The sequence below is a fragment of the Pseudomonas sp. genome, from assembly GCF_040514055.1.
Taxonomy (GTDB): Bacteria; Pseudomonadota; Gammaproteobacteria; order Pseudomonadales; family Pseudomonadaceae; genus Aquipseudomonas.
In genome coordinates this window covers 105,337-130,147 of record NZ_JBEVDL010000016.1, presented here as the reverse complement: position 1 = coordinate 130,147, position 24,811 = coordinate 105,337, and the positions used below count along the sequence as shown (strand labels likewise).

Annotated in this window: 21 protein-coding genes; 6 read left to right on the top strand and 15 right to left on the bottom strand. The window is 63.4% G+C overall.

What is annotated here, in order from left to right:
- Positions 1-107 precede the first annotated feature (107 nt).
- The 11 genes from ABWY06_RS04800 to ABWY06_RS04750 form a co-directional block, all read right to left on the bottom strand.
- Positions 108-1,688, bottom strand: a complete 1,581-nt coding sequence (locus ABWY06_RS04800; protein ID WP_353924432.1) for a YdgA family protein — start codon at positions 1,686-1,688, stop codon at positions 108-110.
- A gap of 59 nt (positions 1,689-1,747) precedes the next feature.
- Positions 1,748-2,827, bottom strand: a complete 1,080-nt coding sequence (locus ABWY06_RS04795) for an AI-2E family transporter (RefSeq protein WP_353924431.1) — start codon at positions 2,825-2,827, stop codon at positions 1,748-1,750.
- A gap of 51 nt (positions 2,828-2,878) precedes the next feature.
- The gene (locus ABWY06_RS04790) at positions 2,879-3,700 is read right to left on the bottom strand and encodes a DUF4892 domain-containing protein (RefSeq protein WP_353924430.1); all 822 of its coding nucleotides are present in this window, start codon (positions 3,698-3,700) and stop codon (positions 2,879-2,881) included.
- Positions 3,697-4,362 (bottom strand): glutathione S-transferase family protein, encoded by a 666-nt coding sequence (locus tag ABWY06_RS04785; protein WP_353924429.1) that lies wholly within the window; start codon positions 4,360-4,362, stop codon positions 3,697-3,699. Before ABWY06_RS04785 ends, ABWY06_RS04790 begins: the two co-directional genes overlap by 4 nt.
- A 52-nt stretch (positions 4,363-4,414) precedes the next feature.
- Entirely contained in the window at positions 4,415-5,278 is an 864-nt protein-coding gene (locus tag ABWY06_RS04780) for an alpha/beta hydrolase (protein ID WP_353924428.1), read from the bottom strand.
- A complete protein-coding gene (locus ABWY06_RS04775; RefSeq protein ID WP_353924427.1) occupies positions 5,275-6,084 on the bottom strand; it encodes an alpha/beta fold hydrolase in 810 nt (269 codons plus the stop codon). Before ABWY06_RS04775 ends, ABWY06_RS04780 begins: the two co-directional genes overlap by 4 nt.
- Before the next feature lie 134 nt (positions 6,085-6,218).
- Positions 6,219-6,662 carry a hotdog fold thioesterase gene (locus tag ABWY06_RS04770; protein WP_353924426.1) on the bottom strand — a complete coding sequence of 148 codons (444 nt, stop codon included), beginning with the start codon at positions 6,660-6,662 and terminating at the stop codon, positions 6,219-6,221.
- A gap of 52 nt (positions 6,663-6,714) precedes the next feature.
- Positions 6,715-8,382: an AMP-binding protein gene (locus ABWY06_RS04765; RefSeq protein WP_353924425.1), complete on the bottom strand. Its 1,668-nt coding sequence runs from the start codon at positions 8,380-8,382 to the stop codon at positions 6,715-6,717.
- A gap of 175 nt (positions 8,383-8,557) precedes the next feature.
- Positions 8,558-9,019, bottom strand: a complete 462-nt coding sequence (sixA, locus tag ABWY06_RS04760; RefSeq protein WP_353924424.1) for a phosphohistidine phosphatase SixA — start codon at positions 9,017-9,019, stop codon at positions 8,558-8,560.
- Positions 9,016-9,357, bottom strand: a complete 342-nt coding sequence (locus tag ABWY06_RS04755; protein ID WP_353924423.1) for a DUF4389 domain-containing protein — start codon at positions 9,355-9,357, stop codon at positions 9,016-9,018. Before ABWY06_RS04755 ends, sixA begins: the two co-directional genes overlap by 4 nt.
- A gap of 51 nt (positions 9,358-9,408) precedes the next feature.
- Complete coding sequence (locus ABWY06_RS04750) at positions 9,409-10,431, bottom strand: NAD(P)H-dependent glycerol-3-phosphate dehydrogenase (RefSeq protein ID WP_353924422.1); 1,023 nt, start codon at positions 10,429-10,431, stop codon at positions 9,409-9,411.
- A 215-nt stretch (positions 10,432-10,646) separates the two neighbouring features.
- Between ABWY06_RS04750 and ABWY06_RS04745 the strand changes: the two genes are divergently transcribed.
- From ABWY06_RS04745 to fabB, 5 genes are all read left to right on the top strand, one after another.
- The gene (locus ABWY06_RS04745) at positions 10,647-12,764 is read left to right on the top strand and encodes a TonB-dependent receptor plug domain-containing protein (protein ID WP_353924421.1); all 2,118 of its coding nucleotides are present in this window, start codon (positions 10,647-10,649) and stop codon (positions 12,762-12,764) included.
- Positions 12,765-12,786: 22 nt separating this feature from the next.
- Positions 12,787-13,689 carry an ABC transporter substrate-binding protein gene (locus ABWY06_RS04740; RefSeq protein WP_353924420.1) on the top strand — a complete coding sequence of 301 codons (903 nt, stop codon included), beginning with the start codon at positions 12,787-12,789 and terminating at the stop codon, positions 13,687-13,689.
- Positions 13,686-15,611 (top strand): ATP-binding protein, encoded by a 1,926-nt coding sequence (locus ABWY06_RS04735; protein ID WP_353924419.1) that lies wholly within the window; start codon positions 13,686-13,688, stop codon positions 15,609-15,611. The genes ABWY06_RS04740 and ABWY06_RS04735 overlap by 4 nt, the downstream gene beginning before the upstream one ends.
- Before the next feature lie 196 nt (positions 15,612-15,807).
- Positions 15,808-16,323: a 3-hydroxyacyl-[acyl-carrier-protein] dehydratase FabA gene (gene fabA / locus ABWY06_RS04730; protein ID WP_353924418.1), complete on the top strand. Its 516-nt coding sequence runs from the start codon at positions 15,808-15,810 to the stop codon at positions 16,321-16,323.
- 12 nt (positions 16,324-16,335) lie between these two features.
- Positions 16,336-17,556, top strand: a complete 1,221-nt coding sequence (gene fabB, locus ABWY06_RS04725; RefSeq protein ID WP_353924417.1) for a beta-ketoacyl-ACP synthase I — start codon at positions 16,336-16,338, stop codon at positions 17,554-17,556.
- A 423-nt stretch (positions 17,557-17,979) separates the two neighbouring features.
- On the opposite strand, the gene ABWY06_RS04720 is transcribed toward fabB, so the two are convergent.
- Together ABWY06_RS04720 and ABWY06_RS04715 are read right to left on the bottom strand one after the other, a co-directional pair.
- Complete coding sequence (locus ABWY06_RS04720) at positions 17,980-19,350, bottom strand: DUF1329 domain-containing protein (protein ID WP_353924416.1); 1,371 nt, start codon at positions 19,348-19,350, stop codon at positions 17,980-17,982.
- A 32-nt stretch (positions 19,351-19,382) separates the two neighbouring features.
- On the bottom strand, positions 19,383-21,329 hold the full coding sequence (locus ABWY06_RS04715; RefSeq protein ID WP_353924415.1) for a DUF1302 domain-containing protein: 1,947 nt from the start codon (positions 21,327-21,329) through the stop codon (positions 19,383-19,385).
- Positions 21,330-21,687: 358 nt separating this feature from the next.
- On the opposite strand from ABWY06_RS04715, the gene ABWY06_RS04710 reads away from it, so the two are divergent.
- Positions 21,688-22,881, top strand: coding sequence for an MFS transporter (locus ABWY06_RS04710; RefSeq protein WP_353924414.1), 1,194 nt, complete (start codon positions 21,688-21,690; stop codon positions 22,879-22,881).
- A gap of 25 nt (positions 22,882-22,906) precedes the next feature.
- Here ABWY06_RS04710 and ABWY06_RS04705 read toward each other — a convergent pair whose 3' ends face one another.
- Positions 22,907-23,371, bottom strand: coding sequence for a DUF3859 domain-containing protein (locus tag ABWY06_RS04705; protein ID WP_353924413.1), 465 nt, complete (start codon positions 23,369-23,371; stop codon positions 22,907-22,909).
- Between the two features lie 207 nt (positions 23,372-23,578).
- A complete protein-coding gene (locus tag ABWY06_RS04700; RefSeq protein ID WP_353924412.1) occupies positions 23,579-24,616 on the bottom strand; it encodes an amidohydrolase family protein in 1,038 nt (345 codons plus the stop codon).
- Positions 24,617-24,811: the final 195 nt, after the last annotated feature.

The following is a 24,811-nucleotide window of genomic DNA, read 5'->3' as shown; positions in this document are numbered from 1 at the left end:
CATCACAGTGCGGCGGTGCTCTACGCGCTGCGCAACCGCGAGCGACACCCCAATAAAAAAGCCCCGGCACGATAGCGTCGTGCCGGGGCTTGTGCAGCCGCTAGGGGTTACTCGGCTTCTTCGGTCTCGGCACTTTCGTCCGATTCGTCGGTGATGCCCGACTCGGCTTCTTCACCCTCATACTGTGCATCGGCATCCGCACCCGGCATGCCCGCAGCAGCACCTGGCGCCATGGCCGCCATCATGCCGATGAATTGTTCAAGCGGCATCTTGTTGCCGTTGAAGTCCACCTGGCCGTCGGCGTACTTGACGCTGGACACGATATCGTTGCCTTCGACGGTCGCCATCTGCGTGCTGACTGCCATCATGCCGGCCATTTCAGACATCTGCTCGGCTTCCTGGGCGACTGCCGCCGGATCGGCGCTGGGGTCCAGCACCGCCTTGGTGAGCACCACATCCTTGATCATCAATTTGGACACCGCCAGACGCGCATCCAGCGACGCCAGGATCTGTGTGGCCATCTCTTGCGGTGGCAATTCGAACGAAGTGGGTTTGTTCAGGCCCAGGCTCAGTTTGAAGCTGCTTTCGCCATTGGCGGTTTTGAACGCCAGGTTGTCCAGGGCCAGCACCGGCTTGCCGGCCAGCAGGGTGCCGAGGTCCGCCTCGAGCTTGGTTTTCTGCTCCGGTGTCAGGTCGAAGCTGGGATTGGCAGCGTCGTAATTGGCGGCCTCCAACTTACCCAGCAGTTCCTTATACAAATCGACCAGGCTCTTGACCGCCGCAATGTCGAGGTTTTTTAGGCTACCGGCCATTTTCATGGAGCCGATATCCTTGCCCGCATAGTTGAAACTGCCAACGTCGTAAGTGAATCCACCGGCGATGCCCGCGCTGCCTTCGCTCAGATGGCCTTTCTGCAGCAGATCCTTGATCAACAGCGGCTGTTGCTCAGGCAGCGTCACCTGAATCTGCTTCAGGCTGGATTCGCTGGTCCCCAGGTACAGGCCGGACGCGCCCAGCTCGGAGTTGTTGACCAGGCTCAGGCCGGAAAACTCGACATGGGTCTTGTCTGGGGCGGTAAACACCAGGCTGTCCATGCGGCCTTCGACATCCACCTGTTTTTTATCATCAGCCACCGCGACATCGAATTCCATCCCGGAAAACTTCAGCGTACCTTCGGCCTCAGTGATTTCCACCGGCTGAAATTGCAGGGTACCCGTGACGTCCTGGTTGTAACCCAGGTTGGTCGTGCCGGTCAGTGGCGAGGAGCCTTTGGTGGCAGCAAACCATTTTTCCACCAGGGGTGTCTTTTCCAGCTCGAAATTGCTTTTCGCCATGACTGGCAGCCACTTCAGGCTGACGAGGCGCGACAGCGGGAAAGGTCCGTGTTCCATATGGTCAACGAACAGTAATTCGCCGTCGACCGGGGTCCCTTCATCACCGTTCAATTTACCCGCAACCTTCAGGCGATAACGCGCGGTGCTGCTGAAAAAACCACGCTCCAAGGAGACCAGTTCAAGCGAGGGCGTAATACCGGTGCCCGGTAGCAGTGCTTTCAGCTCTTTATTGGCATCGCTGATCGAAGTGTTCAATACCGGCTCAAGCTTAGTGCCGGTATACCAGGCGCCGCCGGTGACAACAGCACCTGCAGCCACAACCAGACCAACAGCAATCCCTACTGACTTTTTCATGAAGAAACTCTAATAATTATGGGAAATGTTAAGTGTGTGCCGCAGACCCGTTCCGCCGATCAAGGGCCTACCGCTGGATCGGAAGGTTCTTCCGCCACCAGTGCCGGTTTCCGATCAGCCACCCAGTCATTGAGCAAGCTATAGGCCACCGCCAACAAGGTTGGCCCAAGGAACAAGCCCATGAATCCAAACGCCAGTATGCCGCCAAAAACCCCGAGCAGCACCACCACCAGCGGCAAATTGCCGCCACGGCTGATCAGGTAAGGTTTGAGGACGTTATCCACCCCGCTGATTATAAACATGCCCCAGATGCCAAGGAATATCGCAAAGCCATAATCCCCTTGCCAGAACAGCCAGGCGGTAGCGGGAACCCAGACCAGCGGCGGGCCCATGGGGATCAAACTGAGGATAAAGGTGAGAATGCCCAGGACCAACGCCCCAGGCACGCCGGCAATCAGAAAGCCCACCATGGCCAGAATGCCCTGGGCCGCCGCCGTACCTATGACCCCGTTGACCACCCGTTGCACTGTGCCCGACACCAGGCCGAGGTAGTGTTGCGCCCGATCCCCAATCAGTCGCTGCAGGAGGCTGAAGACAAACGCCGACAGGCGGGGACCATCTCGATAGAAGAAAAACACCAGCACCAGACTCAACGTCAGCTCCAACATGCCCCCGCCGATCTGCGCGCTGCGCGCCAGCAGCCAGTTACCCACCTGCCCCAGGTAAGGGCGAACCGAAGCGAACAGCGCGGCGCCCTGCTCGTCGATGGTCAGCCATAGGCGCAACAATCGCTCCCCGACCAACGGCAGGGACCCCAGCCAACCGGGCGGCGACGGAAGCCCGTCCACCTGCACATCCTTGAGAAAGACCGTGGCATCACGAATGTGGTCGGCCAAGTTGAAGCCGAGCCACACCAGGGGCACGGCCACCAACACCATCCAGCCCAGGGTCAGCAGGGCGGCGGCCGTGGTTTCCCGCCCGTTCAACCAGCGCGTCAGCAGGCGCATCAGAGGCCAACTGGCGAACGCCAGCACCGCAGCCCAGAACAGGGCCGACACAAAGGGCGCCAACACCCAAAGGCAGGCGCCGAGCAAGGCCAGCAGCAGAATCTGCGCCAGCAAGCGGTCATTATTCAACATAGGTATCGTCCATAAAGTGAGCAGCTGAGGACGCCGCAGCGCGCCCTCGCATCAGCGCAGCAATTGCAAATTAAGACCCGTGGTATCGCTGGCATTCAGTTCGAGGCGTGCCGCGCGTACCCCCTCTTCTATCAGGGCGTCCCGCCACGCGTTCGCATTCACCCCGGCCAGGCTGATGCGCAGGCTGCTGTCCTGATTCAAGGTGCGCGCCAATAGAAGGCTCCAGCGCTCGCTGGGGGCGGTCAATTCAGGCAGTTTCAGCTCGCCCTGCTCGCGCAATAGGCGTAACAGGGTACCCGGGGTGGGCAGAATATTCGGCAACGGCGCAGCGCTTTGCAACTGCTCGACATGCAGGACGGCGCGCTGGTTGCCTCGGGTAGTGCCGTACACCACCAGCAAACTGTCTTGCCGCGGCTCGGCCAGGCGAGCCAGCAGGTACGCCTGCTGTTCGTCCACGCCGGAGAGCTTGCCACTGCCGAACACCTCGTTGGCCCACAAGCTGCTCGACCCGCACTCCCGCCCCTGACACCAGTAGAGCAGTTGCGCGCCTTGCCGCTGCAAGGTCTGGCGGGCGGCTTGGAACGCCTCGCCGGCCGAATGACTGGCCGGCAATTGGTAGGTCAGCGCGGTCAGGTGCCCCTGCACCAGCACCTGCGATTCAAGACGCAGCTGCCCACTGATCCGGCGCACGGCCCCCTGCGGGTAGATTCGCTCCTGGTTGGGGCTGTCTTGAAAGTCGCTGACCTGGGACTGGGCGAAGCGCGGCAGGAACGGCAGATCCTGACTCCCCGGCACCTCATCGGCCACCACCGAGCCGCCGCCGGTTGCCAAGGCCAACAGGAGCCAGGCTGAAAATCGCACGATTGAGTTCATCGCATCAGCATGGATTGAGCGCCAGCGACCCGCTTTTCACTGTCTTCTTCCCGGCGCTTGGGCACCTGCAGGCCGCGCTGCACCGCCGGCCGGCTCTCAAGTGCGCTCAACCAACGTTGCAGATGGGTCAGTCCGTCGATCGGGACACCAGCCCACTCGTGGATACGCACCCAGGGAAAACTGGCGATATCGGCGATACTGTAGTCCCCCGCCAGGTATTCGACCTCACCCAGGCGACGTTCCAATACTTCGTACAAACGGCGCGTTTCGTGCTGATAGCGGTCGATGGGCCCCTGGAGCTTTTCCGGGTAATAGCGGAAAAAGACATTGGCCTGGCCCTGCATCGGACCGATTCCGCCCATCTGGAACATCAACCACTGGATCGCCGTCGAGCGCCCCTTGGCATCCTCAGGCAGCAGACGCCCGGACTGTTCGGCCAGGTAGAGCAGGATGGCGCCGGATTCGAACACCGCGAAGTCACCGTTAGCGCGGTCGACGATGGCCGGAATACGTCCGTTGGGGTTGATCCGCAGGAAGGCCGGAGTTTTCTGTTCATGCTTGTCGAAACTCAGGGTGTGCGCCGCGTACGGCATACCCAACTCTTCCAAGGCAATCGAAACCTTGTGGCCATTGGGCGTGGCAGCGGTATACAGCTCGATCATGGTCGACACTCCTGTGACTATCGGGCAAGCCTCCGCAGTTGGCCGATACAAGTCAAGGCGCGGCGAAGAACCGATTGAAACAGGCTGCTACAGACGCGGCACCGAGCTCGTCATCCAGGTGCAGATGGTGGCCACCGGCCAGGCGTTGCAAGTCGAATGGCAGCCCTTGCAACAGCCCCGACAGGCTGGGGTGGCCGAGCAGCAACCCCTGTTCAGCCAGGACCAGGCTGACCGGACATTGCACCCGGCGTACGAACGCCTCGGCATGCTCGCGGGTCAAGCGTAACGGCGACGGCAGCGTCAGACGACTGTCAGTGCGCCAGGTGTAGCCACCCGGTACCGGCATCAGGCCACGCTGGGCCAGCAGCTCGGCCGCCTCACGGCTCACCGCGCCCACCCCTTTCATACGCGCTTCGACCGCCTGCTCGATGCGCGCATATACCGGCTTGCGCTTGCCGGCCAGCGCCAGCTGCGCCTTGAGGGCCTCGCCGAGCTTATCCGGCGCCGAGTCCGCTTCGCCGGTAAAGGGTAACAAGCCGTCGATCAAGGCTAATCGCTCGACCCGCTCGGGCAACGCGGCGGCCAGCAGCACCGAGACGATAGCGCCCATGGAGTGGCCCAGCAGGGAAAAGCGCTTCCAACCGAATTGCTCGGCGACCTGCAGGACATCCAGCACATAGTCCCAGATCGCATAGCCGGCACCCGCCGGGCGGTGTTCGGAATGGCCATGACCGGCAAAATCCAGCGCGACGATACGCAGCCCCTGCAGTCGCGGGGCCAGCCGGGTGAAACTGGCGGCATTGTCCAGCCAGCCATGCAGCGCGATGACCGGTAGACCGTCCTGGGGGCCGTACAAGTGCGCGGCCAGCTCGCTATGCGGCAGACTCAGGCGGACTTCCTCGAACAAGTCGCTCATGCGCACTCCTGGGCAGCGGAACGGTCGTACCAACGGCCGAAAATTGCCTTGAGCAGCTCGGCGGTGGCCTGCGGACGCTCCAGCGGAAACATGTGGCCGCCGGGCAAGGTCAGGTACTCGCCACGCGGCACCCGGCGCACCAGGCGCGCGTGGTGTGGCAGTACCACCCGGCTGTGCCGACCCCGCACCACGGCCAGGGGCACCTGCAACTGATGGGCGCGCCCCGGGCTGGTGTGGGGTACGCTGCGATAGATGTCGATCTCGGTCGCCGGATCGAAACGCAGTCGCAAGCCCGCGCCGCTGGGATGCAGACCGAAGTTCACGTAGGCCTCCAGGCAATCGGGATCGAAACGACGAAACAGCGACTTGCCGGCGAAGTAACGGCGTGCCTGCTCCAGGTCATCGAAGGCCTCGCGCCGCCCTAACGTGCGGCCGGCCGGCGTCAGGCGATCGATAAAACCGAAACGCTTGGCCAGCCGGATCAGCCAGCGATCGGCCAGCGTCAACACCGGCGAATCGAGCATCACCACGCCGCGGTAAAGCTCCGGCCGCAGCAGCGCCGCGTGGTAATGCAGGACCCCACCCAGCGAATGGCCAACGCCCAGAATCGGCTCCCCCAGCGCCTCCAGGTGGTGCAGCAATTCCTCGACCAGGTTGCCCCAATTGTCGTCCACCGGAAAACGCGGGTCGTGACCATGCTGTTCCAGGTGCTGGACCTGGTATTCAGGTGCCAGGGCCGCGAACAACTTGCCATAGGTGGCCGAGGGAAACCCATTGGCGTGGGCGAAAAACACTTGCTGCGACATACCATCCACTCTTGTTCCGAACATCTGACGGTCATTGTGAGCAAGACCTCCAGTGCCGACAACGTTCGTAACCGCCAGGAATGATGCCGCTCCGGCCAGGCTTATAAACCTCGCGGCAGTGATTCGCCCGATTGTCAGGCCCCGGGGGCACGCCCGCCCAGGGCAACGATGGCCATGGTCAGCCGTGAGATGCAACTTGGTTTGCCATCCTCGCCGCTCAGGCGAATGTCCCAGACATGGGTCGTCCGCCCCAGATGCACGGCCCGCGCCACAGCGATCACACGGCCGCTGCGCAGCCCGCGCAGGTGGTTGGCGTTGACCTCCAGCCCCACGCAGTAAAATTGGCTGCTGTCGATGCACAGGTGGCTGGCGGTGGAACCGAGGGTTTCGGCCAGCACCACCGAAGCGCCGCCATGCAACAGGCCATAGGGTTGATGGGTACGGGCATCGACCACCATGCTGGCGGTCAGCGATTCGTCGTCGAACGCCTCGAAACGGATATCCAGTTGCTCGCCAATGGTGTTCCTAAGCGAGCCATTGAGCTGTTGCAGATCCGGTGTGCTGCGCCATAACGCCATGCTGTCATCTCCTGTGGGTAGCGCGGCCAGCCGGGGGGCCGGCCGCGGGAGTTCATTCGTGCCAGAGCAGGGCCTGCCCGCGCGTGCCCCACTCCTGGAACTGCGCGCCATACACGCCTTCGACCACATTGCGCTTGATCTTCAGCGTCGGTGTCAGAAAGCCGTTGTCCACCGCCCAGACGTCCTTGACCAGCACCAACCCCAACAGGCGTTCGTGCTTGTCCAGTGCGCCGTTGACCTCCTCGAGCAAGGCCGTCAGGCTACCCTCCAGGGCGGCCCGTCCGCCGTTGAGCGCCTCACGTCGCCCGACCTCGGACAACACGCACAAAGCCAACGGCTGCGGCAGCCCATCGCCGACCACACACACCTGCTCGATCTGCGCATGCACCGCCAGACGGTTCTCGATCGGGGCCGGCGCGACATATTTGCCCTTGCTGGTCTTGAAGATTTCCTTGATTCGCCCGGTCAGGCGCAAGGTGCTCAGGGCATCCTGCTCACCCTTGTCGCCGGTACGCAAAAACCCGTCTTCGGTGAGGGTCTGCGCCGTCAGCTGCGGATCCTTGTAATAGCCTTGCATGGTTGCCTGGCTGCGCACCTGGACCTCACCCAGGTCGCTGATGCGCACCTCCACGCCGGGGCTGGCCTGGCCGATCCAGCCGCTGCGCTGCTGGCCCTTGCGGCAGACATGGGAATAGCCACAGTTTTCGGTCATGCCATAGACCTCCAGCACATCCAACCCCAACCGCCGATACCACTGCAGCAGCGAATCGGGGACCGGTGCGGCGCCACACAGCGCGTAACGCACCGCGTCAAGCCCCAGGCCGGCCAGCACCTTGCGCCCCACCAAGGGGCCGAGCAGTGGCAACTTAAGCAGGAAATCCAGCCGAGTCGCCGACGTGCGAGCGTAGACCCCCATTTGGAACTTGCTCCAGATCCGCGGCACGCCAAACATGACGGTGGGGCGCGCGCGCTTAAGGTCCTGCAGAAAGGTGTCCAGGCTGTCGGCGAAGTAAACGGTCAACCCCGAATAGAGCGAGGCCATTTCGACGAACATCCGCTCCGCCACATGGCACAGCGGCAGATAGGACAGCACCCTATCCTCCTCGCTCACGCCGAACAGCTGCCGACCATGGGTTGCGGCAAAGGCGAGGTTGGAAAAATTGTGCATCACGCCCTTGGGTGTGCCGGTGGTGCCCGAGGTGTAGATCAACGTGGCCAGTTGATCGGCACCCCGCACAGGATCGTCCTGGATCGGTGCACAGGCCTGCAGCTCGCTCCAGGCAAGGTCGAAATGACCCGGCGGGTGCAGCGGCAGGGCCAGCGTGCGCAACCCGGCCGGCATCCCGGCGGCCATGCCCGGCCAGTCATCCAGCTTGCCGACGAAGGCCAGGGAGGCCTGCGAATGCTCCAACACCTGGCGCGCCGAATCGGCCGTCAGGTTGGGGTACAACGGTACCGACACATGGCCGGCCATCCAGATCGCCAGATCGGCCACTATCCAGTGGGCGCAATTCTTCGAGATCAACGCGATGCGACTGCCCGGCGGCAGCTCCTGGCTGCGCAGCCAGTTGGCCGCGCGACGCGCCTGGTCGCCGACTTCGGACCAGGTCAGCTGTTGCAGCTGACCGTCGGGCTGGGGTTGCACCAAATAGGTCTTGTTCGGGTGGCGTGCCTCGCGCTGATAGAACAGCTCCAGCGGCAAACGGACGGCATGGGTCACGGGGCCTCCTCCTTTCATTGTTATTCTGCGGGGAAACAACCAAGCACTTGCTTGGTGCAATATTCCACGCAGACAATGGAGGCGCAAGTTAAGAAATGTTGCGTATTGACGGCGCCTACTGTTCAGCGGCCCCATCTGCAATTGAACCCGTTGGCCGGGGTAGGTTTGCCCCACCTCAAACGATCGGGTGCAGCTGCTGCACCAGGCGCATCTGGCCGGCGGCCAGCCACTCCCCTTCCAGCTCGACGAGGCAGGCGGTGCCCATGGCCAGGGGTTCCTGACGGTGGCCATGAAGCAGCCACCCGGCCAGATCACCCAGCAACGGCTGATGACCGACCAGCAAGCGCGGTCGATCGTCCAGGGCATCCAGCTGGCGCAGGACCTCGCGCAGATCACTGTCGGGGGTCAACCAGGAGACTGTGGCCAGCGGCAGTGGCGGGTCCAGCGCCAACTGGACCTGCTGCGCGGTTTGCTGGGCGCGCACATAAGGGCTGACCAACATGGCGCCAATGTCCTGCCCCAGCAAGCGCTGGGCACTCTGCTGCACCTGCGCGATGCCCCGGGCGGTCAGGACGCGCTCGGCGTCGCTACGGGCGTGAGCCTGAGCTTCGCCGTGGCGCAGCAACCAGAGTTTCACAGCCGCGGCTCTTCGTCGCGCACCGGGTGCGGCGCGGGCGGCACGCTGTGGGGTGGCTCGCCCTCGGGCGAACGGGGGATGGGCCAATCGGCAAACGGCCAGGGTTTTTCATCGCTGTTAAAGGTGCCGAAACGGCCGATGTGCGCCAGGTACTGGCACAGGCTGTCGCCGAACCCCAACAAGGCGGCGCTTGGCGCCCCGTAGAACAACCGGTACAACAATTGGCCCAGGACGGTTAGGCCGAGAAGAATTTCCGCCAGTTGCCAGACCAAGGTGAAACACAGCATCCAGAGGACACGCAGGCCCAAGGATTCAGGGGCAGAAGTAGGTTCGCTCATGATGATCTCCGTATACCGCGAATGGACAACGCAAGGGCCCCGAATGCACCATCAAAAGCCACTCAAGGGGATGAAATCGACGTCAGTCTTCGGCTCGCCGCGCATCAGCGCCTCGATGACCTGGGCCAGCGTGCGCCCCTCGAACAGGATGGCATGCAAACCGGCCACCAGGGGCATATAGACCTGCAGCGCTTCGGCCTTGGCCTTGAGCACCTTGAGCGTATTGACGCCTTCGGCGACCTCACCGAGCCGGGCCACGGCGTCTTCCAGGCTGAGCCCTTCGCCCAGGGCGAAACCCACTTGATAATTGCGGCTCTTGGACGAGGAACAGGTGACGATCAGGTCGCCCACCCCCGCCAAGCCGAGAAACGTCATGGGATTGGCGCCCAGACGCACCGCGAATCGGGTCATTTCCGCCAGGGCCCGGGTGATCAGCATGCTTTTGGTGTTCTCCCCCATCCCCAGCGCCACGGCCATACCGGCAATGATCGCATAGACGTTTTTCAGCGCCCCACCCAACTCAACGCCAAAGCGGTCGGCGCTGGCATAGACGCGAAACGTACGCCCGTGCAGCGCGGCTTGCACCTGCTGGCAGAGCGACTCATCTTCACTGGCCACCACCGTTGCGGTCAGGGCATGCTCAGCCACTTCACGCGCCAGGTTGGGGCCTGAAAGCACACCGATACGTGCCTGGGGCGCGATGTCCTCGAGAATCTGGCTCATCAGCAAGAAACTCTGCGCCTCGATACCCTTGGTTAGGCTCACCAAGAGTTTGCCGGACAGCTGATCCGCCAACGGTTGCAGTACCGTGCGCAGCGCACTGGACGGCAGCGCGACAAAGACCAGCTGGCAGGCGCCCAGGGTCGCGGGCAGGTCGGTCACCGCCTCTACGCCCGGATGCAACTTGATGCCCTTGAGGTAGCGAGGATTTTCACGATTGACCCGAATGGCCTCGGCCTGATCAGGATCGCGCATCCATTGCCTGACCGAGTGGCCGTTTTCCGCCAGCAGGTTGGCAATGGCGGTACCGAAGCTGCCGCCGCCGAGTACCGCGATGGGTTGCTGTTGAGTCATAACGAATCCAGGGTCGACGCTGATGGCGCATTATACGGCGTGCCTCGTCAGCGACCAGTGCCATGCGCGTCGATGACGCCTCGCCGCGCTCAATTGTGCGATTTTCCGGCAATTTTGAGAAAATTGCCGCTTGCGCGCGTGCATCCACATGGCAAAGCGCAGCGCCTCGGTTAACATGCCCGCCTTCCACTCGCGATCCAGGTTGCTGCCTGCCCATGGGTTTCTGCCGCGCGCCTTTGCCCCTTGCCATTCTGGCCCTGCTGGGAACTGCCCCGGTGTTCGCCGACGACCTGTTCGTGGACACCCAGGCATTGCCCGAAGTGCTGACCGCAACCCGCCTGAAACAGGCCCCTGCGGCGGTCCCCGGCAGTATCACCGTACTGGACGCCGGGCTGATCAAGGCCAGCGGCGCTCGTGACCTGGCTGAGTTGCTGCGACTGGTACCGGGCATGATGATCGGCTACCGCAATGGCAATCAGGCCACCGCCAATTACCACGGCAGCAACGTCACCGAGGCGCGACGCCTGCAAGTGCTGGTGGACGGTCGGTCGGTGTACCGGCCTGGGCTGGCCAGCGTCGACTGGAACGATATTCCCGTGGCACTGGAGGACATCGAGCGGATCGAGGTGTTCCGCGGGCCAAATTCGGTCAGTTACGGCGCCAATGCCTTGATGGGCGTGATCAATATCCTCACCCGTGCGCCTGCGGACAGCCAGGGCACCCGCTTGAAGGTCACCCAGGGGCAACGCGGCATCCGCGATTGGTACGCCAGTCAGGGCCTGAGCGGGGACGCCAGCCACATGCGCCTGTCCCTGTCCGGTCTGGAGGACACTGGCTTTGACCACAACGCCGCCGGCCAGGACTATCGCGACGGTCGCCGGGTCAATCGTTTCCAGCTGTCCAGCAGTCATCTGCTCGATGAGCGGCAAACCGTCGACTGGCAACTGGCCGCCAAGGAGGGCACCAATCAGCGCCCCTACAGTTACCAGACGGTGTTCGGCGCCCGCCCTCCGCAGGGGCAAGATTCCGACCTGCAGGCCAAGGATTATGCGGCCTCCACGCGCTGGACCCTCGACCTCGACCCCGACCACAGTATCCAGGTGCAGGGCCAGGCGCAGCACTGGGAACGCCAGCAAGAATGGCAAGCCTGCGAAGCAGCCATCGCCTTCAGTCCGCAGCTGGGCCAACTGTACGAGCTGTCAAGCCGCTACACCCAAAGCCTCTTGCAGGGAATCCGCCAGGGCCGGCTGCAGCCGCCACCGGGCAGTCCCGAGCAGTTGGCGCTGGCCAGCGAGGTCCTGCGTCAGTTGGCCAATGGCGGTAGCCAACGCGTCTGCGGAGACATCGATCACAATATCCGCGAAACCCGCTATGAGCTTGAGCTGCAGGACACCTACAGCTTGTCCGATACCCTGCGCCTGGTCAGCGGGCTGAGTTACCGCTACGACCGCACGCAGTCCCAGACTTTTCTCAATGGCGCCCTGGATAATGAATTGTGGCGTCTGTTCGGCCATCTGGAATGGCGCCTGGACGAGCACTGGCTGCTACAAGGCGGCGCCATGCTGGAGTCGGACCAGCTCAGTGGCAGTTCCCTGAGCCCGCGGCTGGCACTCAACTATCTGATCACGCCGCGCCATGGCCTGCGGGCGGTCTACTCGGAGGCGGTACGCTCCCCCGACATGTTCGAGAATCAGGCCGATTGGCGCTATCAGGTGAGCAACCTGAGCCCCGTGCCACAAGGCCATAGTGGGGCGACATTCTTCATGCGAGCACGTGGCCCGGGAGACCTTGAGCAGGAACTCATGCGCTCGCGGGAGTTGGGGTACAACGGCTATTTCCCGTCGTTGGCGTTAAGCATGGACCTCAAGCTGTTTTATGACGAAATTTCCCAAATGATCAGCGAGCCGCTGCGGATCAACGACTTCGCACCCAGCAACAACAACCAGATCCGCTTCAGCGGCGCGGAGGCGCAGCTGGATTGGCAGGCCAGCCTGACGGATCGGCTGCGACTGACCTATGCCTATGTCGACGCCAGCGCCAGCAGCGCCCTGGATCAACGCTTGACCGCCCGTCACAGCGGCTCGGCCGGCTGGCTGCACGACTGGAGCGACAACTGGTCGAGTGCCCTGTTCTACTACGGGGCCGATGTGCTGAACGAACATCGGTTCGAACGCCTTGACCTGCGGCTGAGCAAAAAACTCCACCTGGGCCCCGCCCAACTCGAGCTGGCCGGCACTTTGCAACAACGCCTTGACGACGAACCCACGACCTGGGGCGACAACCGCTACGACGCTCGCCACCTGTTGTATTTCAGCGCCGAACTCGAGTTCTGACATGTCCCGGACGATCTCAAGGATGAGCCGTAAAGCAAGCCTGCGCTGGCTGCTTGGCGGGGTCATCGGCCTCCTTTGCGCCAGCGGCCTGCAGGCCGCCCCGGTGCTGTTAAGCGGCGAAGACAGCCCTGCCGCCCGTGCTTTCAGCCTCGCCCTGGCGCAGCAACGTCCCCAGGACCAGGTTCAATTCGTGTCGTTGGACCAGCTGAAACGCGCCCCCAGCCTGGAACCGGACACGCGCTTGGTACTCTTTGGGGAGAACGCCCTGGCCTGGCGCCTTGCCCTCCCCCAGGCCCCACCCACGCTGGTGCTGCGGGTCAGCCGAGTCCAGGCCCAGTCACACTTGGGCACGGTGCGACCGAACGGCCTCAGCTTGCTCTGGAGCGACCCACCACCCGCGCGCCAATTGCAATTGGCCCACTTGCTGGTGCCGCAAGCCACCCGCATCGGCGTATTGCACGACGAGCACAGCCGTTTCCTGCTCGACGAATTGCGTCAGGCGGCCAAACCCATGGGCTTGACCATCGTCGCCCAATCATGGCCCGACACCCGGGACACCCGCCCGCTGCTGGCCCTGCTAAAACAGAGCGATCTGTTGCTGGGACTGGACGACACGGACCTGTTCAACCCACAAACGGTCAAAAGCCTGCTGCTCACCAGCTACGCCCAGGAACGCGCGTTATTGGGCCCCAGTGCCGCATTCGTCAAGGCCGGCAGCCTGGCCAGCAGCTACAGCGATCAGGCGGACTGGCTGACCACGCTGGACAGGCTGCTCGACCAGGATCCGCGCCACTGGCCGGCAGAGCTGTACCCCTCGCACTTCAAGGTACTCGGCAATCGCCAGGTCGCCCGAGCCCTGGGCATCCGCCTGGACACCGATACCGACCTGGCACGGCAACTGACTGCAGGAGAACAGACGCCATGAGCCTGCGTCGAGGTTGGGACATCCATGCACGCACCCAGCTGATCAGTGTCGGTCCGGCGCTGCTGTTGACCCTTCTGCTGACCGGGTTTTTCACCTATGCGCGCATCCAGGACCTGCGCCAGGAGCTCAACCATACCGGGCAACTGATCGCCAACCAACTGGCGCCCGCCACGGAGTACGGGGTGATTTCGGGCAACGTGCAAGTGCTCGACAGCCTGCTCAAAGCGACGCTGGGCACTGCCCATGTGCGCTTTCTGGAGATCCGCGACCGCGAGGACAAGGTCCTGCTGTATGTCGAACAACCGGCGCAAAACCAGGCACAAGCGCAGGTCGAGGTGTTCCACGCCCCCATTCGCCTGCAACGCATCGTCCTGGACAATGACTTCCTGCCCCCGGCCAAGGACATCGGTATTCAGCCGGCCGACGATTACCTGGGCCGGGTCGTGGTCGGCATGTCCAACGATGCCTTCAACACCCGCCAACAGGGGATTCTGTTCAAGGCCGCGGGACTGGCACTGCTGGCCCTGCTGCTGACCTATTTGCTGGCGCGCCGCCTGGCCCGGCGTATTTCCCAACCGATCAGCGCCATGGCCGGGGCGGTGAAGGCCATTCAGGCCGGCGACTACCGCCGCAGCTTGCCGGAGGTCGCCGATGCCGAATTGGGCGACCTGGCGCGGCACATCAATAACCTGGCCCACGGGCTGGAGCAGGCCAGCAGCGATCAGCAGCACGCCATCGCCCAGCTGATCCGTACCCGTGAGGATGCCGAGCAGGCCAACCGCGCCAAATCCGACTTTTTGGCAATGATGAGTCATGAGTTGCGCACCCCCATGAATGGCGTCCTGGGCATGTTGCAGTTGCTGGAAACCACCGAGATGACCCAGGAGCAAGCGGAGTATTCGGCCCTGGCCACCGAGTCCACGGAACACCTGCTCAAAGTCATCAACGACATCCTCGACTTTTCGCGCATCGAACGCGGCGCCCTCGAACTGGAATCCATTGCCTTCAACCTGCTGGAGTTGCTGCAGGGTTCGGTTCAGGTCTTCCACCACAGCGCCCAACAACGTGGCCTGGACCTGCAACTGGACACCCAGCCCGGGCTGGAAGGCCTGGAAGTCCTCGGCGACCCGACTCGGATACGGCAGATCCTGGTCAATCTGATCGGCAATGCGCTGAAATTCACCGAACACGGCGGGATTCGTGTGCAAACGCGCTGGCACCCCCTGGATCATCAGGTGCTGTGGTTCAGCTGTGCGGTTCACGACAGTGGCATCGGCATCTCCCAGGAACGCCTGGAACATATGTTCGATGCCTTCCAGCAAGCTGACAGCTCGATTTCTCGCCGTTACGGTGGTACCGGCCTGGGCCTGCCGATTGCCCGTACGCTGGCCGAACGCATGGGCGGCACCCTGCGGGCCGAGAGCCAGGCGGGCAGAGGCTCGATCTTTACCCTGGAAATCCCGCTGCCCTTCACCCGCGCGGCAATCGCCGTCGCCCCCGGCGCCGTGCTGACCCACGAGGCTGGCAACGGCCAAACGGTGCTGGTGGTGGAGGACAACCCGGTCAACCAGACCGTGATCGAGGCCATGCTGCGCAGCCTCGGTTACCAGACACACCTGGTCGGCGACGGCCCGGAAGCCGTGCAGCAGGTGGAACGTCGGCTGTTTGCCGCGATCCTAATGGACTGTCGACTGCCGACGATGGACGGTTATGAAGCCACCCAACGGATTCGAGCCTTGCCGGGTGGTGCCGAGCTGCCGATCATCGCGCTGACCGCCAATGCACTGCAGGGCGACCGTGAGGCCTGCCTGGCAGCGGGCATGGACGATTACCTGGCCAAGCCGTTCAAACGCGCAGAGCTGCAACACACCCTGCAGCGCTGGTTGGGTGCGCGACCTTCGCCCAGTAGCCCACCGCCCTGAGCGGTGGCAAGCTGCACCCCAGCACCTCGGCGGGCTGGATCGGCGCTGCGGGGCTGGTGTACAACTGTACTCAGCAGGCTGTGACTTTCACCACAACGCAACAGTCTATGACTAGGCTGCCAGCTGACACCTCGAGTGCGCAGGCCGCCGGATGATTCGTCCAGCCCTGCGCCACGGGGATTTTTGAGGAGCTCGCATGACCAAACAAAACGCCTTCACCCACGAAGATCTGTTGCGCTGCAGCCGTGGCGAGCTGTTCGGGCCGGGTAATGCGCAATTGCCCGCCCCCAACATGCTGATGATCGACCGCATCACCCATATCAGTGAAACCGGCGGCAAATATGGCAAGGGCGAGTTGGTCGCCGAGCTCGACATCAACCCGGACCTCTGGTTTTTTGCCTGCCACTTCGAAGGCGACCCGGTCATGCCCGGCTGCCTGGGACTGGACGCCATGTGGCAACTGGTGGGGTTCTACCTCGGCTGGCAAGGCAACCTGGGGCGCGGTCGAGCCCTGGGCTCCGGCGAAGTGAAGTTTTTCGGTCAAGTCCTGCCCACCGCCAAAAAGGTCACCTACAACATTCAGATCAAGCGCACCATCAATCGCTCGCTGGTGCTGGCGATTGCCGACGGCACCGTGAGTGTCGATGGCCGCGAGATCTACAGTGCCGAAGGCTTGCGCGTCGGCCTGTTCACCTCTACCGACAGTTTCTAAAGGATCTTCCCCATGCGTCGCGTCGTGATCACCGGTCTGGGCATCGTTTCCTGCCTGGGCACTGATAAAGACACCGTCTCCGCCAACCTGCGTGCTGGCCGTGCCGGTATCCGTCACAACCCTGCCTATGCCGAAATGGGCCTGCGCAGCCATGTGTCCGGCTCCGTCGACCTGAATCTGGAAGAGTTGATCGACCGTAAGGTGTTTCGCTTTATGGGCGACGCCGCGGCTTACGCCTACCTGTCGATGGAACAGGCGATCAAGGACTCAGGCCTCACGCCCGAGCAGATTTCCAACCCGCGCACCGGGTTGATTGCTGGTTCGGGCGGCGCCTCTACCGTCAACCAGATGGAAGCCATCGATACCCTGCGGGAAAAAGGCGTCAAGCGCATCGGGCCTTACCGGGTGACCCGGACCATGGGCAGCACAGTGTCCGCCTGCCTGGCCACGCCGTTCCAGATCAAGGGGGTCAATTTCTCGATTTCCTCGGCCTGCGCCACCAGCGCGCACTGCATCGGCCAGGCCATGGAGCAGATCCAACTGGGTAAGCAGGACGTGGTCTTCGCCGGCGGCGGCGAAGAGGAACACTGGAGCCAAAGCTGCCTGTTCGACGCCATGGGCGCCCTCTCCACCCAGTACAACGACAGCCCGGAAAAAGCCTCGCGCGCCTATGACGCCAAACGCGACGGCTTCGTGATTGCCGGCGGCGGCGGTATGGTGGTGGTCGAGGAACTGGAGCATGCGTTGGCGCGTGGTGCCAAGATCTACGCGGAAATCGTCGGTTATGGCGCGACATCCGACGGCTACGACATGGTTGCGCCGAGCGGCGAAGGCGCGATCCGCTGCATGCAGTTGGCGCTCGCCACCGTCGATGGCCCGATCGACTACCTGAATACCCATGGCACCTCTACCCCGGTGGGCGACGTTGCCGAAATCAAAGGCGTACGCGCGGTGTTCGGTGACAAGGCGCCCCCCCTGAGCTCGACCAAGAGCCTCTCGGGCCATTCGCTGGGCGCAGCCGGGGTGCACGAGGCGATCTACTGCATGTTGATGATGGAGGGTAACTTCATCGCTGCCTCGGCCAATATCGACGAGCTTGATCCGGAGGTGGCAGACCTGCCGATCGTGCGTGAAACCCGTGAGAACGTGACCCTCGACAGGGTCATGAGCAACAGCTTTGGCTTTGGCGGCACCAACGCCACGCTGGTGCTCAAGCGCTGGCAGGGCGAATAGCCCAAGGCGGTCATCGACAAAGGCGCCCCAGGGCGCCTTTGTCGTCTCAAGGGTTTGTTGCCCCTGGCTTTCGCCAGTGCGCAACGGCGCTTATTTAGCATTGCCGCGCGGCTGCTCCTCCGTCATGCCCGCACAGGCGCTCAGCCGTCATTCCCGCGAAAGCGGGGATCCAGTCGACGGCCAATGGTGCGATGCACCCTGGTACGCCAGCGCTTCGCCAAAGTAATCACGCCGAGCTGCCTGGATACCCGCCTGCGCGGGTAAGACGAGGGTGTGGTGGGCCTGCGCGCCTGGCCATGACGCGGTCAAGAAACGGTGGTATCGGTCTGCGTCCACAAGGCGCGGCCATGCCCGTAATCCTCCATCGTCATGCCCGCCCAGGCATAAGCACTGCGCCGCCATCGTGCAGGGGCGGTGCCCCCGTCAACGCGAGGCTTTGCGGCGCAACGCCGCGGGGCTGAAGTTGGACTCGTCCGGCGAGGGCTTGCTGAAGTCCACAGTGCCGGGCTCCTCATTGTCCAGCCACTGCACGCTGTAGCGCCGCGCCTGCAGGTCGTGAAAGGTATCCAGTGCGGTCCAGACGGTCGGCACTTCATAAAAAGTCTTCAGATAGGCCATCGAGACCCGCCACAGCTCACCGCGGCCATCGTATTGATCGACCACCGCCGCCCCCCAGCTGTCCTCGTCGAGAAACAGCGTCCGTCGCGAGTAAATGTGCCGCGCGCCGGGCTTCAGTTTGCCGTCCACCACCCAGACCCGGTGCAGCTCGTAGCGGGTGTGGGCCGGGTTGACATGGCCCGGGGTCAATACTTGGTCATAGGTCAGCTCGGCACTGCTGATGCGGTAGTTGTTGTAAGGAATGTAAATTTCCTTCTTGCCCAGCAGGGTCCAGTCGTAGCGGTCCGGCGCACCGTTGTAGAGGTCGGTGTCATCGGCGGTGCGCAGGCCGTCGGAGGCTTCGATGGGCGTGTCGTAGGCCAGCGTCGGAGCCCGCCGCACACGCCGTTGCCCGGGGTTGTAGCCCCAAGCCTGACGGGGCTCGCGGACCTGATCGAGCATCTCCTGGACCAACGAGCCGCCGCCGGCCAGGCGCGCCGGGGCGGTGGTGAAGCTGATGTAGTAGAACAACAGGTTGTTCAGCTGGGCGAAACTGCCCTTGGGGTCGTAGAAGCGGAACAGCGCTTCGTCCTCGGAGGTCACCAGCGAGTAGGCGCCATTGCGCTGCACCCCGGCCTCGGCGGACCGGCGCACCAGGTAGGTGCCGCGAAAGCGCACGATATGGTTCCACAGCACTTCGACGCCTGTTTGCGGTATCGGAAAGGGAACCCCGCCGTAGGCGTCGGCAAAGCCGTTGCCGCCGTCCAGCAGGCGCGCCGTCGCCGCGTTCTTGCGGATGTTGTCGTAGACCCACTGGGGCGCGGCCCCCGAGCGCCGGGTCGGGTAGACCGGCATGCTGAAGGTCTCCGGGTAGGCCGCGAACAAGGCCAGTTGCCCGGCGGTCAGGCGATCCCGGTACTGCTCCAGGTTGGCGTGGGTGATGCTGAACAGCGGTTTGTCCGCAGCAAAGGGATCGACGTGGTGGCGCCCCGGGCCCTGATACCCCGCCGGCGGAGTGGTCAGGCCGCCCGTCCAGGCGGGGATACTGCCGTCGGCATTGCCCGCCCGTTCGGCGCCCATGGGGGTCAGTTGGTTGTCCAGACTGGCGATCTGCGCCGCACTCAGGGCAGCCACGCTGGGGCTGGCTGGCAAGCCGATCAGCAACAGTGCCAACAGGGATAATTTGAAGTTCGACATCGGGTGATTCTCCGCAGACGGGCCCAGGGGCATCAGAACGAATATTTGGCACTCAACGACATGTTGTCGCGGTCGCGCAGGCCGTTATTCAGCCCGGCCCCGTAGTAGTCGGTGTACTGCAGCCCCACTTCGAAACTGTTCAGGTAGCTGGCGTCTATCCCCAGGGTGTGGGCCTTGCGGCCTTCGATAAAATTGCCGGTGCGATCGGAGTTGCCCTGGAAGTCATGCTGAAACACGGCATAAGGGGTGAGTTTGACCCCGCGGTAGACGTCGTTCCAGCTACCGGACAGCAGCAGCGTATAGCCGTAACTGTCGCGGTCGATCTGCTCCTTGTCGCCATGGGCCGGGTCGACATAGGCCTTGTCGGCGGCACTGGTGAACTGCCGCTCGGAACCGTCCCAGGCCAGGTAACTCAAATCGCTGCCACGGATGTGCTGGGACGCCAGCTCGGCGACCCCGAACAGCGAATCGAAACTCAGCAAGGGGCCGAAATTGTAGACACCCGACAGCGACAGGTTAAAGGTCTCGGCCCGCTCGTAGTTCTCGAACAGGCTGCCGCGGCACAGCGACTTGCCGGCCACCGGAGTACAGGCCTGGGCGCCCGGCGTGGCGCGGTCCCAGACCTGACTGACCCCGGCAAGGCCGGGCAACAGCACGTCGCCCAGAATGTCATCGGTGGCGGCGATGCTGATCGGCGTGTTGGGCCGGTAGGCCACTTCACCGGACACCGACATGTCCCCCAGGGTGGTATTGAAGCTGAAACCATACAGGCGGATGTCTTCCACATAGTCACGGCGCGCCTGGGCGTTGCCGGCCAGGTCCAGCGTGGCCAGGCCCGGCAGCGCCTCGGCGGGCAACACCGCCCAGATCGGGTCGCTGCCATCGACGCCCTGGTAACCGCTGAGGTCGACGGCGAGCTGGGGCTCCTTGGCGTGGTAGTTGATCAGGTAAACGGCAAACTCGGTGGCATTGAGCGACTCGGCGACGTAACGCAAGGTCACGCCGAATTGGCCGCTGTCGTCGGCTTCGATATCCTCGCCGACATTGGCCACCTTGAAGGTGCCGGTGCTGCCATTGGTGTAGCTGTTGGGACCAAAAGGGCCCTGGCCGATCCCACCGATCTGCAGGCTCGAGGCCAGCGCATAGTTGTTCAATAACTCCGCCAGCAAGGGGTTGCTGTCGGTGCTGTACACGGTCTGGCCACCGTCGGCGAACAGATCGGTGTCGGAAAAATAGGTGCCCACCGGATCCAGCCGCGACTCTTTCCAGCGCCACTGGTAAAACGCTTCCATGGACAGGTTGTCGCTAAGCCCCAGGTTGAAACTCAGCGCCTCCATGGGCACCAGGACTTCCTTGAGCTCCGCACCCGGCAAGTGGAACTTGCTGGCATCCACCGGATTGGTGCTGTTGATGCCGCCCCGGTAAAAAACCCCTTCTCCCCAACTGAACACCTGGCGTCCCACCCGTGCGCTCAGGGGCAACTCGCCCAGGTCCCAATTGCCGGACACGTAGGCATCGAGTATCTGCCCGGTACGCCCGGCAGTGTGGCGCGTTTCCTCGGTAAAACGCTGATCGTCGGGAAACGACTGGCTGGGACGCTCGATGCCATCGACGGTGTCCAGGTAGTCAGTACGCTTATCCATGATCTGGGTGTCGTAGTGGGCCGTGCCACGGAGAAACAACCCGTAGTTTTCATACCGCGCGGAAAGATCGGAGGTGACCTTGTAGACTTCGGACACCAGCCCGGTATCGAAATTACGATTGCCATCGTCGGCGTTGATATCGGTGATGTTGTCCGCATCGCGCCCCTGCACGCGCCACATCGAGCCGTACGACAGAGTGGTGTCCAACGAGCCGCTGAGCTGGTTGTCGAATACGCTGAACTCCATCGCCGGCGCTGTTCCCGCGACCAGCAGCGGCAGCCACCCCAGGGCCAGGTAACGCCCCTTGCAGCCGTGATAACCCCTTGGCACCTTCATCGACACACTCCTTTTTTGTTTTTTTTATATTTTTGTCAGTGGTGTTGTTGCCGGTCTACTCGCTGTTCAGGCGCCACGCCGCTGGCGAGGCCAATCGGCACCAGGGGTGAATCCATCGCGCTGCTTTATCGCGCCCCAAAGTTGGCACTATAGTTCCGCTACGGTAACAAAGTGTTGCACGGCTGCCAACCGTTGTGCAGCGGATCCCTTCGCCGCGGCCTGTCGATCCGGCCAACCCGCCTGCACGTGCTGAAACGCTCTCCCACGCCCCTCAACGCCACCGGCCACCGGCTGAAAAGGGGTACCATGCACGGCTATTCAATGGGCGCCAAGCCCCGACCTGGAAGCCTGCCGCCCGATGGATGCCCGAACCCTGCTGTCCCTTCCCTTGTTGGCCCTGGCGCTCGGGGGCTTTGTCGTCGGCAGCAGCGAATTCATCATCATGGGCCTGTTGCCGGAATTGGCCGGCGACTTGCGCGTCGACCTGGCTGACGCCGGCTTGCTGGTCAGTGCCTACGCCCTCGGCGTGGTGATCGGCGCCCCCCTGCTCGGCCCGCTGCTGGCCCGCCTGCCGCGGCGCCAGGCGCTGCTGGCGTTGATGAGCGCGTACAGCCTGGGCAACCTCGCCTGCGCCCTGGCGCCCGACTACGGCTGGTTGCTGGCCGCGCGCCTATTGACCGCCATCAGCCATGCGGGTTTCTTCGGCTGCGCGACCCTGTTGGCGGTGGAACTGGCACCGGCCCATCGGCGCGCCTCGGCCATGGCCCTGGTGATCAGCGGCCTGACCATCGCCAATGTACTGGGGGTACCCCTGGGGGCCTGGCTCGGCCAGGCAACGGGCTGGCGCACAACCTTCTATGTGGTGGCCGGGCTCGGCCTGGTGACCCTGCTCGCGCAGTTCCTCTGGCTACCGGCGACCGCAGCGCCAGCGCGCGCCGCGGGCGGCGCCTGGAGCGGTATCCTGCGCCCCCCGGTGCTGCACGCCCTGCTGGTCTGCAGCCTGTCCTCGGTCGCACTGTTCAGCGTGTTCACCTACATCAGCCCATTTTTGCGCGATGTCACCGGTCTGAGTCCGGATCAGAGCAATGGCGCGTTACTGCTGATGGGCATCGGCCTGACCCTGGGCAACCTGCTCGGCGGCCGACTGGCGGACAGGGGCCTGCGCCATGCCCTGCCGTTCGCGTTCGGCAGCGGCGCCCTGTGCATGCTTGGCTTGTATGGATGGGGCGATGCCATAGTCCCGACGCTGCTCATGCTGGCGCTCTGGGGCACCGCCAGTTTTGCGATTTCCTCACCGCTGCAGCTGCTGCTGGTGGAACAGGCCGGCGAATCCGCCAGCCTGGCCGCGACCCTCAGCCATGCCGCCTTCAACCTGGGCAATGCCGCCGGCGCCTGGTTCGGCGGCCTATGGCTGAGCGCCCAGTTGGGGCTGCCTCAGTTGCCCCTGTTTGGCCTGGTCCTGCTCTTGCTGGCCTTGCTGGTGTCCTGGCCCTTGCCGCGCCTGCAGGCCACGCGAGCGCGTCTGGCGGGCGTGGGCGCCAAGGGTAACTGACGGTTGGCGCCAAAGCCCGGGGCGCCTACTGCACCTGGAAGCGCTGTTCGGCCAGCTTGCGGTCGCCCTGAAACACCAGGAACCGCCACTCGCCCGGCACCACCTCGTAGGGCTCACTGAACTCGAAGGCCATCAGTTCGTGAGGGGCTCCGGGCACCAGTTTCTGCACCACCTCGAAGCGGTCATGGCGCACGCCATCCGGCGTCACCACCCCGGGGGTCAGGTAGAGCAGGGTCAACGGCAGTTCATTGTCCGCCTTGCCTGTCAGCGCGAAGCGCAGGCCAAAGCGGCTGCCCAGGCGCGCCGGAACCTGGTCGGTGGCCTCGAGGTGGATATCGGCGCGCGTAAGCAGCCGCTCGCCCGGCTGCGGGTTGTCGATACGTCCGCTGAGCAGCCCGTATTCCACCGCACCTTCGACCTGGGCCTGGGCCTGGCACAGGCCGGCCGTAAGCAGCAGGCCGATCAGCAGACTCAATTCTTTGGCTTTCATGTCGCGCTCCTGTCAGGGCAAAAACGCCACCCTATGACATGCCCGTGACAACTTGATGAACCCAAGGCTACGGGGGCCTGTGGACACTGACCACAGGCGCCACGCTGCTGCGAAAAAGGCTCCAAGGCATGGCATGGGACGCCGGCACCCTGCCACCGTGACGGCAGGCCTTGTGGAGGTGGAACCTTTAGGAGGCGCAACCATGGATCACCCACCACCGCTTCGGCCCGAGGGCAATTGCGCCTGCACCCGACGCGGCAGCACCGCGAGAAAATTGTCCCTAGCCACCTGCCGGGCCACTGGCGCGGACAAGGCATCGAGAAACGGGTCGAATGCCTGCAGTCCCTCGCCGAGCTTGTCGAACTTTCCGACCAGGTCGGAGCCCAGCATAAAACGCGTCGGGAAACGGCTGACCAGGTCGACCCAGGCCGGATCAGCGCGGCCCTGGGCATCGAGCAAATAAGGGTGCAGCACGCTCCAGGACAGGTCGATATACAGGTTCGGGTAGTCCTCCAGCAGACGCTCGAGGGTCGGCAGCAGAAAGTCCAGCTTCTGCTGGTGGCGGTGAATCTCCAGGCTGGTGCCGGCGTGGGCCCAGATAAACCGCACGTTCGGATGATTACGCAGCGGCGCCTCGATTTCAGCCAGGTACAGCGGGTTTTTCTCGCGTTTCGAGGTGACGTTGGCGTGCAGCAACACCGGCAAATCGTACTCGGCCGCCAGGTGATAGACGCGCGCCAGCGCTTCGTTGTCGGCCCGCGGCGTATCGCCCTGGATCAATGCCGTCAGGTCATCGTGGCGGGTGAAGATCTCACCTATCCCCTGCCATAGGCCCGGGTCCATTTCCAGCATGCGACGGATATGCGCATCGGCATTTTTGTCGTTCGGATTGAAGCCGGAGAGAAACGGATGAAAACGCTGGCGCTGCTCGGTCGGCAGCTTGTTCAGCGCCGCCGCGACTATGACGTCGGTCGCGCTGTACCAGTAGGCATCCGCATCGTCGCCGGCGTAATAGCGCGGACGCTTGGGTTCGTCCTCGTGCCATTTCTTCGCCACCGGTATGCCGCTGATCAGTACATGCTCGACCCGGGCCGCGGCCATATTGGCCAGCAGCGCATCCATGCCGGCAGTTTCCTGGAAAAAATCCACATAGTGCAGGTGCGCGTCACTGTAGGCGTAGTCACGCGCCTGGACGGACGCCACCGCCAAGGTCAATCCGCACAGCAGGAGGGGAATTCGAGGCAAGGGGGCAGCTCCGGAAAAAGTCGCAGCATAGACTGGTGGCGGTACGTCGGGTTCAATAAAGCGTCCCGCTCTCAGCGGGTAGCCGGGCGTTGCGGTGGGCAATGCTCCACTCGCCTGGCTGCACTTGGCCGGTGAGGGAACGCTTGGCATTCGTCGGGCTCCAAGCATAAACAGCACGCGGCTCCATTGTTCACC

What these genes read in the sequence shown, in the direction of transcription:
- ABWY06_RS04800 (WP_353924432.1), bottom strand. Translation starts at nt 1,688, where the DNA reads ATGAAAAAGTCAGTAGGGATTGCTGTTGGTCTGGTTGTGGCTGCAGGT.
- ABWY06_RS04795 (WP_353924431.1), bottom strand. Translation starts at nt 2,827, where the DNA reads ATGTTGAATAATGACCGCTTGCTGGCGCAGATTCTGCTGCTGGCCTTG.
- ABWY06_RS04790 (WP_353924430.1), bottom strand. Translation starts at nt 3,700, where the DNA reads ATGAACTCAATCGTGCGATTTTCAGCCTGGCTCCTGTTGGCCTTGGCA.
- ABWY06_RS04785 (WP_353924429.1), bottom strand. Translation starts at nt 4,362, where the DNA reads ATGATCGAGCTGTATACCGCTGCCACGCCCAATGGCCACAAGGTTTCG.
- ABWY06_RS04780 (WP_353924428.1), bottom strand. Translation starts at nt 5,278, where the DNA reads ATGAGCGACTTGTTCGAGGAAGTCCGCCTGAGTCTGCCGCATAGCGAG.
- ABWY06_RS04775 (WP_353924427.1), bottom strand. Translation starts at nt 6,084, where the DNA reads ATGTCGCAGCAAGTGTTTTTCGCCCACGCCAATGGGTTTCCCTCGGCC.
- ABWY06_RS04770 (WP_353924426.1), bottom strand. Translation starts at nt 6,662, where the DNA reads ATGGCGTTATGGCGCAGCACACCGGATCTGCAACAGCTCAATGGCTCG.
- ABWY06_RS04755 (WP_353924423.1), bottom strand. Translation starts at nt 9,357, where the DNA reads ATGAGCGAACCTACTTCTGCCCCTGAATCCTTGGGCCTGCGTGTCCTC.
- ABWY06_RS04750 (WP_353924422.1), bottom strand. Translation starts at nt 10,431, where the DNA reads ATGACTCAACAGCAACCCATCGCGGTACTCGGCGGCGGCAGCTTCGGT.
- ABWY06_RS04745 (WP_353924421.1), top strand. Translation starts at nt 10,647, where the DNA reads ATGGGTTTCTGCCGCGCGCCTTTGCCCCTTGCCATTCTGGCCCTGCTG.
- ABWY06_RS04740 (WP_353924420.1), top strand. Translation starts at nt 12,787, where the DNA reads ATGAGCCGTAAAGCAAGCCTGCGCTGGCTGCTTGGCGGGGTCATCGGC.
- ABWY06_RS04735 (WP_353924419.1), top strand. Translation starts at nt 13,686, where the DNA reads ATGAGCCTGCGTCGAGGTTGGGACATCCATGCACGCACCCAGCTGATC.
- fabA (WP_353924418.1), top strand. Translation starts at nt 15,808, where the DNA reads ATGACCAAACAAAACGCCTTCACCCACGAAGATCTGTTGCGCTGCAGC.
- fabB (WP_353924417.1), top strand. Translation starts at nt 16,336, where the DNA reads ATGCGTCGCGTCGTGATCACCGGTCTGGGCATCGTTTCCTGCCTGGGC.
- ABWY06_RS04720 (WP_353924416.1), bottom strand. Translation starts at nt 19,350, where the DNA reads ATGTCGAACTTCAAATTATCCCTGTTGGCACTGTTGCTGATCGGCTTG.
- ABWY06_RS04715 (WP_353924415.1), bottom strand. Translation starts at nt 21,329, where the DNA reads ATGAAGGTGCCAAGGGGTTATCACGGCTGCAAGGGGCGTTACCTGGCC.
- ABWY06_RS04710 (WP_353924414.1), top strand. Translation starts at nt 21,688, where the DNA reads ATGGATGCCCGAACCCTGCTGTCCCTTCCCTTGTTGGCCCTGGCGCTC.
- ABWY06_RS04705 (WP_353924413.1), bottom strand. Translation starts at nt 23,371, where the DNA reads ATGAAAGCCAAAGAATTGAGTCTGCTGATCGGCCTGCTGCTTACGGCC.